The sequence below is a fragment of the Neobacillus soli NBRC 102451 genome (genome assembly GCF_001591665.1).
In the GTDB taxonomy this organism is placed as follows: Bacteria; Bacillota; Bacilli; order Bacillales; family Cytobacillaceae; genus Neobacillus; species Neobacillus soli.
This window is the reverse complement of record NZ_BCVI01000039.1, coordinates 110,472-124,889: the sequence shown is the minus strand read 5'-3', so window position 1 is coordinate 124,889 and position 14,418 is coordinate 110,472. Positions and strand designations below refer to the sequence as shown.

The window sequence follows — 14,418 nt, the reverse complement described above, 5'->3', positions numbered from 1 at the left end:
TTTGTTTTTTACTTTCCTATAAAGTTCGGTTTCCTTTTTTCGATAAAAGCCTTGATTCCTTCTTGATGGTCCAATGTTTCGCGCATTTTTTGCTGGGCGTGTTTTTCTAATTCTAATATTTTCAGCAGCTGCGGCCGATTCTTTTCTGCTAATATCTTTTTCGTCTTAATCATTGCCTGAACGGGGCGGCTTAACCAATCTGAGCACCTAGCTTCTAGCGCCTCTTGAAGCTCGCCCTCAGCCACTTCTTGAATTAACCCCAACTTCAACGCTTCTTCGGCACCCATCGCTTTCCCATCCCAGATTACTTGCTTTGCCTTTGTCTCACCTAATCTTTTTTCTAAAAAGAAATGAGCTCCGCCATCCGGAATTAAACCGATCCCGATAAAATTCATCGCAAGCTTACTAGTTTTGTCTACGATGATATAATCCGTCGCTAATGCTAGACTAAACCCTAGGCCAGCGGCTGCTCCTGATACCGCACTAATCGTTATTTTAGGCATGCTATAGAGGGTAATGATTAATTCGCTAATCCAATCCATGACTGGAAGGAAATCGCTCTCATTCATGTTTGAAAGCATTGTTTTAATGTCGCCGCCTGCAGAGAAGGCCCGCCCCTTCCCTGTTAACACAACAATATCAATATCATCTGATTCACTAATCTCTTTCAAATTACAAACAAGTCCCTTAATCAAATCAATATCCATTGCGTTTAACGATTCAGGTCTGTTCATTTCTAGTGTGGCAACGCGGCCATCTACCCGCAAATTCACCTTATCTGTAACAAAATTCAATGACATTCATACTCCCCCCAACTCTTCATTCCATTCCATTATATATGGAATTTGGGAGAATAAGAATAAGTTTTCTTAATATATTGAATTCTATTCTACCCTTTTGATTTAGCTTTTTCGCAAGACCTCTTTTTGGACCTGATCCCTTAATGACATCTTTAGGAACTTACCAACTGATGTCTTCGGAATTTCCTCAAGGAAAAGAATATCATCTGGAATCCACCATTTTGCAAACTGGGGTTTTAAAAAGTCAAACAACTCTTCTTTCGAAGTTTTTTCTTTATAGGCATCTTTTAAGACCACGCAGGCAATTGGTCGTTCCTGCCACTGTTCATGTGGGACGGCTACAACTGCTGCTTCAAACACAGCATCATGGGCCATTAATGCGTTTTCTAAATCGACCGACGAAATCCATTCGCCGCCGCTCTTAATTAAATCCTTGGTGCGGTCAACAATTTTAACAAAGCCTTCTTCATCAATGGTTACGACATCGCCAGTATGAAGCCAGCCATCTCGGAAAGCATCTTCCGTACGTTCATCCTTATAATATTCTGAGGCAATCCATGGGCCGCGAATACACAATTCACCCATTTCCTTACCATCCCAGGCAACCTCTCCATCTTTACCCAGGATTTTTATTTCCAACCCGGGGACGAGGGTTCCCTGCTTTGCTCTCAATTCTAATCTTTCTTCATCATCCAGCTCCTCTTGATAGCTTTTAAGAGTTGAAATAACAACGAGCGGACTTGTTTCTGTCATGCCATAGGCATGCATAAATGGTATCTTATGACGTTGCTCAAAGGCCTTAATCATTCCTTTCGGTGCTGCTGATCCTCCGCATAAAACGCCTCTTAAGCTGCTCATATCATAAGAGCCTTCATCTAGTTCCTTTAATAAACCTAACCATATCGTCGGAACCCCTGCTGTAACGGTTACTTTTTCCTGCTCAATAAGCCCAGCAAGCAATTTTGGGGTAAAATATGGTCCAGGCAATACTAAGGTTGTACCAAACCAGACAGCAGAAAACGGCATTCCCCACGCGTTAGCATGAAACATCGGTACTACTGGAAGGGCGATATCTTTTTCACTTAATGCTGCACTATCAGCAAGACCTAGTGCCATACTGTGAAGAACTATCCCCCGGTGGGAATAAACGACACCCTTTGGATTTCCTGTCGTGGCTGATGTATAGCACATGCCGGCCGGATCATTTTCAGCAATATCTTCTGGGTAACTAAATTCAGGATTGGCTTCAGCCAAAAGCTGTTCATAATGATAGACTGGAGAAAGCGTTGTTTCAGGAATTTCCGTTTCATCGCTCATGATAATATAGGCCTTTACGGTTTTTAATTCTGGCGCGCATTTTTCAAGTAATGGGAGAATGTCAGAGTCTACGAGTAGGACCTTATCCTCTGCATGATTGATAATATAGGAAATGTGCTGGGGTGATAATCTGATGTTAATGGTATGCAGGACTGCACCCATGCATGGAATCGCAAAATATGCCTCTAAATGACGGTGATGATTCCAAGCCAGTGTCCCTACCCGCTCGCCTTTTTTCACCCCTAATTTGGTTAGACTATCGGCAAGCCTTCTTGTTCTTTCGGCAATTTGTTTGTAGGTAAATCTGTGGATGCCGCCGCCCGTTCTTGATACCACTTCTTTCTTTGGAAAATACTTTTCGGCTCTTTCCATCATTTGCGTCATCGTTAAAGGTGTTTGCATCATAGTCAAGGTCCCTCCATTAATGAAAGTGTTTTATTACTTCTTGTATTCTAATCCTTTAAATTATTCGACATTTCCATAGAATAGCCCTTTATTAAGAACAAAAAACAGTCAGGAGGATGACTTTTTTGCGATGCGGCACACTCCACAAAAAAATATCAAAGGCGATGGCCAATGATATCTTTGGGAACCTATCTTTTTATGATGTTCATCTTCCTTAAAAACTCAATTGGCTGCTGCTTTCTAAAGTGTTCCTTTACCATATAGGCTACACCGTTTTCATTTTCAGACCTCGTTACCCAGTCCGATGCTTTCTTCACTTCGAAATCTGCATTCCACATCGCAACCCCCAGACCAGCCCCTTCAATCAATGGGATATCATCAAGAGCATCACCAATATAGACCATTTCTTTTCTGTTGATTCCAAGTTGTTTCCCAAGGTAGGTCAAACCAGTCAGCTTTGAAACACCCGTGGGCACAATATCTAAACGTAATGGGTCAAGTTCAATTACTTCAATCTCCGTAAACATTTTACTTAGCGCTTTTTTTGCATCCTTAAGGTCACTCTCTTCTTCAAAATAAACTTCAATCTTTGGCGGGGTAACAGGCTGGTCATGTAAATATTCGGTTAGTGAAGATACAAATTGCTGGGAATAAAAAACAGGATCTCCGGAAGTAAAAACGGTTTTTGCCAACAGATTATTATTTAATTTTAACTTATTTGCTAATGAAAATTGCTCATGGACAAGGCGGATTTGGCATGGCAGTGCCTCAAGGAAGCTAACTGTATCATAGGTAATCCCCTCTTTAATTCTTTTTACATAAATCGGCTTTTCCTCAGAGCCCGCAATATAGGCCCCTTGATGTGTGATCAGCGGTGCTTTTATTTTTAACGCCTTAGCCACCTTTTTAGCCGAGGGAAAGCTGCGTGATGTAACAAGTGTGACATAGATCCCTTTTTGCTGGACATATTCAACCGCCTCTTTTGTTGATTTATGGATCTTTCCATTTGTTTGAAGAAGCGTGCCATCAATATTCAACGCAAGCAAGCGATAAATCATAATGTTGCCCCCTGTTCTTGGTGAAATTACCTTTATATCACTTTTATGATTTCTCGACCATTAATAGAACAGAAAAGCGGAGGAGCCTGTAAAACAAGCGGAAAAGAAAAAATCCCCGGATTAACTGTACCGAGGACTTTGTTATTAAGCTTACATTTTTCCATATAAATCTTCTAATGGTTTCATAATCACTTGGTTTAATTCACCGATGATCATACTCATCCGCTGTTCTGCTTGCATAAGAGCGGCAATCTTTTCATTCTGCTGAACAAGGGCAACTGTGGATTGAGCTTGCTGTACTTCTTGTTCAGAAATATCTTGCCCCATCATTTGTTTCTGCTGCAGGTTCATTTGGATTTGACGGAATTGCTCAAACATACTCTTTGTAGTTGGGTCAGCATTTACCTCGCTGTATGCTTGCTGTAATTGTCTATACTCATCACTTTGACGAATGGCTGTTTCTAAGGCATAAGCAGAATCATATAAATTTACTGCCACGTGAATTCACTCCTTTAAATTTAATAAATTTCTAGCTCCAACGCCTAGGGGCGAATCCGCTTTTCTTATTCGAATTCAACTATAACAAATTATTCGCTGAATTGCGAGAATGTTAAAATCACACTCTAGAATGCTTTCACATACATTACCATATCAGCTAATGCCCATAAGAAAAGCGGAATGTCCGTCTTTAAAGATATGCGAAAATGAGGAGTGCTTATGTCATTTTCATTAACCCAGATAACCATTTCACCTAGAGAACCCCTAAATAGAAATGATTCGATTATACAAATTTCCGAGAAATTATTTACCGAGTTACAATTAAATAATAACCGGGACTTAAAGATCACGTTGGGGAAGAAAACGATAATAACAACCATCCAAATCGTAGAGTGTGCTGCAAACGAGATGCTTTTACCCAAAAATATCATAAAAGCTTTTTGTCTGCCCATTCAATCCTATAAATTTCAAGCAATCTATCATTTAGAATCTCAAGAACTGCAGCTTGGACCTGTGATTGGCTTACTAACCGACTTTCCTATAATGAAGAATGGAGAACCCCACTTTCGTTCCATCCATACGTTTTGTGAGGAGCTTCATCACGGAATAACTGAACGTGGCGGTTTTTTTTATGTGTTTCCCTATGACAAATTTTTAGAGCAAGGGTATTACTTTGTAAATGGAAAATGGACTACTGCTGAGCTTCCCCTGCCCGATGTAATCTACAACCGTATTCATTCTCGAAGGCTTGAACGCTGGGAGCCATATAAGCATTTTCGAAAAAGACTAGACCAGTTAATGATCCCCTTATTTAATGACCGCTTTCTTTCTAAATGGGAAGTTTATGAACATGTCCACAAAGAAAATCAGCTTTTTCCTTTTATGCCAGAGACAAAGGTTTTTTCAAAGGAACATCTTCATGATTTTGCCCAAAAATATGAAACAATCTTTGTTAAACCTATTCACGGCAGCCAAGGCCGAAACATTGTTAAAGTGACCAAGGAAGCTGAAAACTGCTATTCTATGCAAAGCTCGTTACCAAACCAAGCTAATGATTTACGGAAGAACTATAGCTTAGAGGAAATTTATCAACAAATAAAACCAATCCTTCATAATCGAATTTATATTATCCAGCAAGGGATCCTATTAGCCGCGCATCAATCCGCCGCAATGGACTTCAGGGTTCTATGCCACAAAAATCTAAACAACGATTGGGAAGTTACATCCACTGTAGCTCGGATTGCAGCTGAACAGGAATTTGTCTCCAATCTTGCCAGGGGAGGAACACTAGTAAAGCCGCTACATGCCTTACGAACGTGTATGAGTCCAAAGAAAGCGCTAGAGGTTCTTGCACTAATGAAAGAATTGGCCCTTGAAACAGCTTCCGTTATTAGTCGCCGCACAGCAGGTTTAACGGGAGAACTTGGAATTGATATCGGTGTCGATCAGGACGGAAAGCCTTGGCTAATTGAGGTAAATTCTAAACCCTCTAAAAGCTTCGAGGATGGGTTGGGGAAAATAAGACCATCCGCAAAAGCGATTATTCAATTTTGCACAATCATTGCTTTTGATTCAACGATCATTGAAGGGGGAAACATACATTGATTACATTTGGAATCATGACTTTAAGTATGGAAAGTGAAACTTTATATATAAATGAAATGGCAGCCCTCGCTGCAGCGTGCGAAATGGAGTGCTTCCGTTTTATTCCATCCGCCATCAATCCACATACACTTCAGGTTAGAGGGAAAAGGTTTGATTCTACAGTAAAAGGCTGGCTGGACTGTGAATTACCAATTCCCGCGATTGTTTACGATCGTTGTTTTTACGGTGATGATGAACATTCTAAGCAATGTTTGCCAATTGTCTCTTGGCTAAAAAGCAGAAATGATATAACCTTTTTAGGCTATGGGTTACCAAATAAGCTGGAATTATATAAGGTATTAAAAAACACGGTTTTAACTTCCTACCTACCTGCTACGCATTCAGTCATTGATCAAGAAATCGTTTTAAATGAATTATCTGCAATGAAAAAAATCATTTTAAAACCAATAAGCGGTTCGCAAGGATACGGTATTTATTACCTGAAAAAAAATGATAAAAGCTTTCATGTAAAGACAGAAAAGCAGAAAAAGATTATTTCACGCATTTTTCCAAATGAGGCCAAGCTCATTCAATGGCTGAAAGTATTAATTAAACAGCGCGATTATCTACTACAACCATATCTGGAATTATCCAATCATGAACAACAGCCCTTTGATATCCGCATCCTTTTGCAAAAAAACGAGCACGGAGTTTGGGGCGAACGCGGCAGAGGGGTTCGGATTGGAAGCACTGGAGGAATTTTATCAAACTTAAGTGCTGGTGGTTCTGTCGTCACCTTTGCTGAGTGGACATCATCCCTTCCACCCGCCAAAGGGGAATATATTAGGCAGGAATTAAATTATATTCTTAGCAAGCTTCCGTTTATTCTTGAAAATGAATTTTTGCCGCTATTTGAGATTGGCGTCGATATTGGCATCGCCAAAAACGGCTCAATCTGGATTCTTGATGTCAATTCGAAACCAGGGAGAAAGGTCCTTATGCACACCCAGCCAGACATAAAGGAGACCCTAAATCTCGCTCCGCTTCTATATGGAAGACATCTTTCCCAGACGGATCAAAAAGAAAGGAAGAACTATTATGAGAAAACGTTATCTCATTGAGGTAGTTCAAAATGATCAAATGGTTATTTTTTGTCCTCCTGCGATCATTCGAGATAAACAGGTTAACAGGATTGCATTTGGATCAAAATTCATAGAGGTTGACTTCCTCCCACATCCTGATCAAGATGACCGCATTGTCATGAGCAGGAAAATACAAAAGGCATTGCAATTCCCTAGTTTCGACATTCCCCTTCATGTATTTTTTGATAACCAAACGATGCTGATTGGGCCGCTTGTTGGCATATTCACTTCAGGCTTTACCACACTGCCTTTACAGCCAATTGGTGAAAGAACGTTGTTTTTCTCGAAACTGCTTTCTGTAAATAAAACGGTCGGCGCCCTTCCGTTTGTCTTTGGAGAGCAGCATATCGATTGGGAACAAGGAACCATTGATGGTTATTTTTTTCATAACAATGCTTGGCAAACGGTTGAGATTCCTTTTCCTAATGTAGTTTACGACCGGCTTCCAAATCGAAGAAGTGAAAATAACCCAAAATTAATTAAAGTGAGGGACCGCTTGCAAAAGGATTATCTTATTCCATGGTATAATCCTGGATTTTTCAACAAGCTTGATATTTATGAACGACTTCATCAAGATGCTTCCGTTGCCGGCTTTCTTCCGGAGTCCTATCCGTTTACGTCCTTTTCCATAATTGAAACAATGCTTTCCAAGTATGGGCACATTTTTTTAAAACCTAAAAACGGCAGCCTCGGTTTAGGTGTTCACCAAATTATTTATGACAAACACACTGACGATTATTTCTGTCGATACCAGGATAGTAATGGTGTAAATCGTCTGCGCAAATTTTCAAGCCTGGAACGTTTGTTTAACTCAGTATTTGCCAATCAATCACTTGAAAAGATGTTGGTCCAGCAGGGTATTTATTTGCTCCGAAAGGAACACCGCTCCGTCGATTTTCGCGTCCATACGAATAAAGATGACCAAGGGGAATGGCATGTCACAGCGATTGCCGCAAAAATTGCTGGCGTTGGCAGTGTAACAACGCATGCACGAAGCGGCGGGGATATCAAAACAATCGAAGAGATATACTCAAAGGATGAGTGTGCCTTATTTACCGAAAAGCTATCCAACGCTGCACTTCTGTTAAGCACCACCTTGGATAGAAATGTAGAAGGCATCATTGGTGAGATTGGTTTTGATTTAGGGATTGATCGCAATGGTGAGGTTTGGCTTTTCGAAGCAAATTCCAAACCGGGCAGGTCCATTTTTAGTCATCCTGAATTAAAAGGCTTTGATTTACTCACACGGAAATTATCGATTGCTTTTTCCATTTTTCTGACCGAGCAATCATTATTACATCCAGAGGAACTATTCAAATGATCAGCGGCCATCCAGGTCCACTTATTGGGATTATGACCGCACGTAATGCGAATGGTTCAATAGCTGGTAACGGCCCGCTTTTTATAGCATTACAAAAAAAGCTTATTTCATTAGATGGAATAAGCTTCGTCTTTACAGCAGAAGAAGTTAATGAAGATTATATTGATGGTTATTCCTATTTACCCGATAAAAAGAACTGGATAAAGGCTAAATTTCCTTATCCCGATCTTGTTTATAATCGGATTCCCTTTCGAAAGTCAGAGCAGGATGTACATTGTCAAAAGTTTTTTTCCCTGTTGAAGGAAAAACAAATCCCTTTTTTCAATCCTTGTTTTATCGATAAATATGAGTTTTATGATTTGCTGAAAAACCACGAGCTCCTTCACAGCTTTTTGCCGCAAACAATCCTTGTCAAGCAAAAGAAGGACTTGTTTTCTTTTTTAGAAAAACATAAAAGTATTTATGTAAAACAAACGCAATCCTCAAGAGGTAAAGGGGTTTATCGCCTAAAGCTGATAGAGTCCTTACAGATTCAGCTAGAAGGGTTAAACATAAGGGAAACTTATCAATCCTTTCATCATTTTTGGGACGAATGGAACGGTCAGCTGCTTGAGAGAGATTATTTAGCACAGGAAGAAGTAAAATCAGCAGAGTATGAAGGGAATCGCTTTGATTTCCGAATCCTTGCTCACGCAGCTAATGATGATTATCTTCTAACAGGAGTCGGGATTAGACAATCACAGAATCAGGGAATCACCACGCATATTCCCGCTGGGGGAAGGCTTCTTCCCTATGAGCTTCTACAGTCCAGCGCCCATGACCAATTTATTCAAACGGTTGTCCCGCAGATTGGCAAATCATTATCGAAACAGTTTGGTTATTTCGGTGAATTTTCCATTGATGCAGGTGTCAGTAAATCCGGTGACTATTATATTTACGAAGTAAACTCCAAGCCAATGAGCTTTGACGAACCTGGGATAGAAGAGCGGAAAATTGAGCAGCTCTGCCGCTTATTCCTTAAGTTGGCAGAGCTTGACTAACAAAGAATTTTATTTGAATAATCCCCTAAACAAGGTATGCTAAAGGTAATTAAGCGTAATTAAAGGGGGATTCACGATGCTAATGCACTTTCAATTCAAGCCCTTATTTGAAAATAAAAATATTCCCGGTTGGAATTTTTCTTTTTACCACAAAAAACAAAGGATTACAGGGATTTATCACCAAACTGGAAAAATTGAATGGACGACGAATACTCCTGAACAAGAAGATATTGAGGCATTAACAAGCCAGATTCATGAATTAATGCTTTTCCATGTGTATGAGTAATCCAGATTAACCCACGTGCATGAAAATATATCCTTTCCACAAACTAAAAATAGAACTGGGAAAGGATTGGTGACATGGAAAAGGAAAAAGGAAACCTAACAAATCAAGGTTCTGAATATGAAGGCAGGGATAAGGTCTTCATGGATGTTGACCGAATGATTAATGAGGGGATGTCCGGTGGTTCCGTACATGCCCGCCATGATACAACAAATATCGAAGAAGCCCGAGACCTGCATGAAGAACAACCGCCATATGAATGTGATTAGCCCAAATACGATTGGCTGGCCTTTAACTAAAAGAGGCTCAGCCTTTTTATTTTTCTGCCCTTAAACTGTTATAATAGAAGCTATCTGCTTAGAAAATTTTTGATATCGGGGATATGAACGATGCTAAGAAAATTATTGTCTATATATGAGAATTCTATTTTGTTTCCTGGACGACCGGAAAATCCTGATGAGCTACTTTATATCTTCTTTGATGAAGCCGAAAATGATTGGATGGGTATACCTAAAATCGAAGTAAGTGAACGTGAACTTAGTTTGCTAAAAACTCTATATGAATTGGTTGAGGTTCAGTCAGCAACGGTCAATTCTGCTGCAAAAGGCTGGGATAAATTTTTATTGTTGGATGGTCCTCCCCCTCCGAAATATAGTTCTAAGATGTCTTTTCGTTTTATTCAGTTTCATATTAACCGGGATGATGCTAATCATTTAGAAATTGAGTCTGCTTTAAGAGGCTTTTTTACCGACGAAGCCATAATTATTTGGGAAAATGTTAGCCGGGGAATTGTCATTGAGGAAAAGAAACAGATTTCTCTTTCCGAAGAAGAATTGATTTCTATCTCAGAAACTTTAGAAAGTGATTTTTATGTAAAAATATCTTTTTTTATTGGAAAACTTCAACCTTTTTCCATTCAGCTTCGCTCAAAATATTTACAGGAAAAAGAATACTTTTCATTTGTCATTGCCCGTCTAACCCATCCTTATGTCTATACATTTGAGCGGATCTTCCCCGCCTATTTGGCGTTTCATTTGCCTGAGGAATTAACGCGAATGACCAATCAAGGAATAGTAGAAGTATTTAATGAGGACCCGGAGATGTTTTCAACGATAAAAATTTATCTAGAAAATAATTTAAATGCGAGTATGACAGCAAAAAAATTGTATATCCACCGAAACACACTTCAATATCGTATTGATAAATTTACTGAGAAAACAGGGATTGGCTTAAAGGATTTTTATGGAGCATTTACCGTCTTTTTAGCTTGTCAGCTTTTTGAACAAAATCGAAAAAAGTAACAACGTGCCCAAAAAAGCGTTTTCAAACTTTGTGCAACCTGTCTATACTGATTGTTACCCCATTCCTGTAAACTTGTGTTAACAAGTTAAACAGGGAGGCAATACTAATGGCAGAATTAAAATTAGATCATATTTTTAAAATTTATGATAATAAGGTAACCGCTGTTCAGGATTTCAATTTACATATCCAGGATAAGGAGTTTATCGTCTTTGTCGGACCATCCGGCTGCGGAAAGTCTACTACACTTCGGATGATTGCCGGTCTTGAAGATATTTCAAAAGGTGACTTTTATATTGATGGAAAAAGAGTAAACGATGTGGCTCCAAAAGATCGGGATATCGCAATGGTTTTCCAAAACTATGCCCTTTACCCGCATATGACTGTTTATGATAATATGGCATTTGGATTAAAGCTGCGCAAATTTGCAAAGGATGAAATCGACCGCCGCGTACAGGAAGCAGCCAAAATTCTTGGCTTGGAGGCTTACTTAACTCGTAAACCAAAGGCTCTTTCGGGTGGTCAGCGTCAGCGGGTTGCCTTAGGCCGTGCGATTGTCCGTGATGCTAAAGTTTTCTTAATGGATGAACCATTATCGAATCTTGATGCTAAGCTGCGTGTGCAAATGCGTGCCGAAATTGCTAAGCTTCACCGAAGGCTTGATACAACCACCGTCTATGTTACCCATGACCAAACAGAGGCAATGACAATGGCAACACGCTTAGTTGTTATGAAGGACGGGATTATTCAGCAGGTCGGCTCACCAAAAGAAGTGTATGAAAAGCCTGAAAATGTTTTTGTTGGCGGCTTTATCGGCTCTCCAGCAATGAACTTCTTTAATGGTAAACTAGAAGATGGTAAATTTATGATTGGAAAAACCTCTGTTGCTGTTCCTGAAGGAAAAATGAAATTTCTTCGTGAACAAGGATATGTTGGAAAATCCATTATTCTTGGTACTAGACCTGAAGATATCCATGACGAACCCTTATTCATCAATGCATCTAGTGATACAAAGATTAATGCAAAAGTTGATGTTGCCGAGTTAACCGGAGCGGAATTGATGATCTATTCAACCATTGGCGACCAAGACTTCGTTGCCCGTGTTGATTCCCGGGGCGATATCAAGCCTGGCGATAGCTTAGAACTTGCCTTTGATATGAATAAAGCTCATTTCTTTGATGTTGAGACAGAGTCAAGAATCCGCCCTTAGGGTGAAAAATAAATATTTGCTACTAAAGCCCCGTTATCTATGGAACGGGGCTATTCTTTTATAAAAATGATTTCGTCTTTATAACAAGCAGGACAGCGATAAAGATGCGGGCACCTATGTCCGGAATTCGTATTAGAATATCCGTCTTCTAGCTTCATTAAATCAATTTCCATATATGGACTATAATCATCATAAAAATCCATAAGCCTGCCGCTTTCCATCATAGGATTCCCGCAATTTGTGCACATTAAGTAGACTTCCCGTAAACCATTACAGACGGGGCATATCGACATACATTTCACCCTTTTGTTTTAGAAGATAATCTTAGTTTGTGTTATCTTACCTACCATATGTAGAGGAACAAATTACCAGTCAACTTTTTCGAATAAGTCTTTGAAAATTAATCATAATAAATATTACAAAGCAAGCAACCATTACACAAGGATGGATGAAACCAACTAGGGAATAATAACTGGTGCAACTCCGGATTATCCACCCAAACAAAAGAAACTTGAATGAATCTCCAATTTCTAAATAGTTTATCAAAAGTAACATTGATAATATGGGTTAGGCCAAGGTGGCACTAATATGGTTCAATTCCATACTGACCCCAAACTTATTAAGAGGAGTGTTATACAACTATGCCAAGTAACAACAACAACTCTAATCAACTTTTAGTACCAGGTGTTCAACAAGCACTAGACCAAATGAAGTATGAAATTGCTTCAGAATTTGGTGTTAATCTTGGTGCAGATACTACTTCTCGTGCCAACGGTTCTGTTGGAGGAGAAATTACAAAGCGTCTAGTCCAAATGGCTGAATCTCAAATGGGCGGGTTCCAACGCTAATTTTTAGAAAACCCTTTTATACAACAAATAAATAATATGGCTAAGCCCCCTCCTTTATCGGAGGGGGCTTTCATTGTCTTATACCATCTTTTCAGGCTTTATCCATTCGTCAAATTGATCTGAAGTCACATATCCAGTTTTCACCGCCGCTTCCCTCAAGGTGCTTTTTTCTATAAAAGCGAGCTTGGCAATCTTCGCCGCTTTTTCATAGCCAATATGAGGGTTTAAAGCTGTAACCAGCATCAAAGACCGTTCGACATGTTGCTTGATTATTTCTTCGTTTGCTTCAAGGCCTACTGCACAATTTTTATTAAAGGATTGCATTCCATCAGAGAGAAGCCTGATGGATTGGATTAGATTATAAATAATCACTGGTTTAAAAACATTTAGCTCAAAATTCCCTTGGCTTGCTGCAAAACCAATCGTAGCGTCATTGCCAAAAATTTGACACGCTGCCATCGTTAACGCTTCACTTTGGGTGGGATTTACTTTTCCCGGCATAATCGAGCTTCCTGGCTCATTCGCTGGAATGCTTAGCTCGCCAATCCCGCTCCGCGGCCCGCTTGCAAGCCAGCGGACATCATTGGCAATTTTCATTAAATCAGTTGCTAATGCTTTTAAGGCACCATGCACGTAAACAATTTCATCATGACTTGTTAAAGCATGAAATTTGTTTTCTGAAGATTTGAATGGATACCCTGTAAGGACTGAAAGCTGCTGAGCTGTTTTATCACCAAACTGTGGGTCGGCATTAATTCCTGTACCTACTGCCGTCCCACCAATCGCTAAATCAAGCAGGTATTTACTGGACTCCTTTATCATCTGTTCATTCTTTTCAAGCATCGCCCTCCACCCGCTAACCTCCTGTCCGAGTGTCAATGGTGTTGCATCCTGCAAGTGTGTTCTCCCTATTTTCACTATTTTTGAAAAGGCCTTTTCTTTAATCAGCAGTGTTTCTTTTAATTCTTGAATGGCGGGAAGGAGGTTTTCTGTTACCCTTATATAGGCAGCGATATGCATGGCCGTTGGAAAGGTATCATTGGAGCTTTGCGACATATTGACATCATCGTTAGGGTGAACTTTTTCAGGGCTTCCCTGCTCACTCAAAAATAGGTTAGCGCGATTGGCAATCACTTCATTCACATTCATATTGGATTGGGTCCCACTCCCTGTTTGCCAGACCACTAACGGAAAATGTTCATCATACTCACCCTGATGAATTTGATCACATACTTTGGTAATTGCCTTCATTTTTTCTTCATTGAGCTTTCCCAATTGAAAATTGACAATTGCTGCTGCCTTTTTTATAAAAGCCAGGCCATAAATTAGTTCCAACGGCATCTTTTCAGTGCCAATTTTAAAATTGTCCTTGCTGCGCTGTGTCTGTGCCCCCCAATGTTTCTCTTGTGGGACACGGACCTCGCCTAGTGTATCTTTTTCGATTCTAACGTTTTCCATGTCTATACCCCCTCACTAATTCGTACTACTCAATATGTATTCCCATTACTAACCAATTTATTAATAAAAAAACTGCAGACATTTGTCTGCAGCTTATGCGTTATAGATTGTATATCCGATATAATAAGAAAGGATTAAAAAACTACCGATTAATA

Annotated in this window: 15 protein-coding genes; 9 read left to right on the top strand and 6 right to left on the bottom strand. The window is 39.7% G+C overall.

The window, feature by feature from the left end; translation table 11 throughout:
* Positions 1-8: 8 nt before the first annotated feature.
* From BSO02S_RS14160 to BSO02S_RS14145, 4 genes are all read right to left on the bottom strand, one after another.
* Entirely contained in the window at positions 9-800 is a 792-nt protein-coding gene (locus BSO02S_RS14160; RefSeq protein ID WP_066068318.1) for an enoyl-CoA hydratase, read from the bottom strand.
* Positions 801-902: 102 nt separating this feature from the next.
* Entirely contained in the window at positions 903-2,522 is a 1,620-nt protein-coding gene (locus BSO02S_RS14155; protein WP_066068313.1) for a long-chain fatty acid--CoA ligase, read from the bottom strand.
* Between the two features lie 188 nt (positions 2,523-2,710).
* A complete protein-coding gene (locus BSO02S_RS14150; protein ID WP_066068310.1) occupies positions 2,711-3,580 on the bottom strand; it encodes a Cof-type HAD-IIB family hydrolase in 870 nt (289 codons plus the stop codon).
* Positions 3,581-3,730: 150 nt separating this feature from the next.
* Positions 3,731-4,078 carry a YlbF/YmcA family competence regulator gene (locus BSO02S_RS14145; RefSeq protein WP_066068307.1) on the bottom strand — a complete coding sequence of 116 codons (348 nt, stop codon included), beginning with the start codon at positions 4,076-4,078 and terminating at the stop codon, positions 3,731-3,733.
* A gap of 219 nt (positions 4,079-4,297) precedes the next feature.
* Between BSO02S_RS14145 and BSO02S_RS14140 the strand changes: the two genes are divergently transcribed.
* The 8 genes from BSO02S_RS14140 to BSO02S_RS14105 all read left to right on the top strand — a co-directional run bounded on the left by BSO02S_RS14140 (position 4,298) and on the right by BSO02S_RS14105 (position 11,957).
* Positions 4,298-5,683 carry a YheC/YheD family endospore coat-associated protein gene (locus BSO02S_RS14140; protein WP_066068306.1) on the top strand — a complete coding sequence of 462 codons (1,386 nt, stop codon included), beginning with the start codon at positions 4,298-4,300 and terminating at the stop codon, positions 5,681-5,683.
* A complete protein-coding gene (locus BSO02S_RS14135; RefSeq protein ID WP_066068304.1) occupies positions 5,680-6,783 on the top strand; it encodes a YheC/YheD family endospore coat-associated protein in 1,104 nt (367 codons plus the stop codon). Before BSO02S_RS14140 ends, BSO02S_RS14135 begins: the two co-directional genes overlap by 4 nt.
* Entirely contained in the window at positions 6,761-8,125 is a 1,365-nt protein-coding gene (locus BSO02S_RS14130; RefSeq protein ID WP_066068301.1) for a YheC/YheD family endospore coat-associated protein, read from the top strand. The genes BSO02S_RS14135 and BSO02S_RS14130 overlap by 23 nt, the downstream gene beginning before the upstream one ends.
* The gene (locus BSO02S_RS14125) at positions 8,122-9,165 is read left to right on the top strand and encodes a YheC/YheD family endospore coat-associated protein (protein ID WP_066068298.1); all 1,044 of its coding nucleotides are present in this window, start codon (positions 8,122-8,124) and stop codon (positions 9,163-9,165) included. Before BSO02S_RS14130 ends, BSO02S_RS14125 begins: the two co-directional genes overlap by 4 nt.
* A gap of 76 nt (positions 9,166-9,241) precedes the next feature.
* Complete coding sequence (locus tag BSO02S_RS14120) at positions 9,242-9,451, top strand: YheE family protein (protein WP_066068296.1); 210 nt, start codon at positions 9,242-9,244, stop codon at positions 9,449-9,451.
* 74 nt (positions 9,452-9,525) lie between these two features.
* The gene (locus BSO02S_RS14115; RefSeq protein WP_066068294.1) at positions 9,526-9,717 is read left to right on the top strand and encodes a hypothetical protein; all 192 of its coding nucleotides are present in this window, start codon (positions 9,526-9,528) and stop codon (positions 9,715-9,717) included.
* A 120-nt stretch (positions 9,718-9,837) separates the two neighbouring features.
* On the top strand, positions 9,838-10,749 hold the full coding sequence (locus BSO02S_RS14110; RefSeq protein WP_066068292.1) for a PucR family transcriptional regulator: 912 nt from the start codon (positions 9,838-9,840) through the stop codon (positions 10,747-10,749).
* Between the two features lie 107 nt (positions 10,750-10,856).
* Complete coding sequence (locus BSO02S_RS14105) at positions 10,857-11,957, top strand: ABC transporter ATP-binding protein (RefSeq protein WP_066068290.1); 1,101 nt, start codon at positions 10,857-10,859, stop codon at positions 11,955-11,957.
* A 50-nt stretch (positions 11,958-12,007) separates the two neighbouring features.
* Here the strand turns inward: BSO02S_RS14105 and BSO02S_RS14100 are convergent, their stop codons facing one another.
* The gene (locus BSO02S_RS14100) at positions 12,008-12,250 is read right to left on the bottom strand and encodes a hypothetical protein (protein ID WP_066068287.1); all 243 of its coding nucleotides are present in this window, start codon (positions 12,248-12,250) and stop codon (positions 12,008-12,010) included.
* A 348-nt stretch (positions 12,251-12,598) separates the two neighbouring features.
* Between BSO02S_RS14100 and BSO02S_RS14095 the strand changes: the two genes are divergently transcribed.
* Positions 12,599-12,805 (top strand): alpha/beta-type small acid-soluble spore protein, encoded by a 207-nt coding sequence (locus tag BSO02S_RS14095; protein ID WP_066068285.1) that lies wholly within the window; start codon positions 12,599-12,601, stop codon positions 12,803-12,805.
* Between the two features lie 78 nt (positions 12,806-12,883).
* Here BSO02S_RS14095 and fumC read toward each other — a convergent pair whose 3' ends face one another.
* Positions 12,884-14,263: a class II fumarate hydratase gene (fumC, locus tag BSO02S_RS14090; RefSeq protein ID WP_066068282.1), complete on the bottom strand. Its 1,380-nt coding sequence runs from the start codon at positions 14,261-14,263 to the stop codon at positions 12,884-12,886.
* Positions 14,264-14,418: the final 155 nt, after the last annotated feature.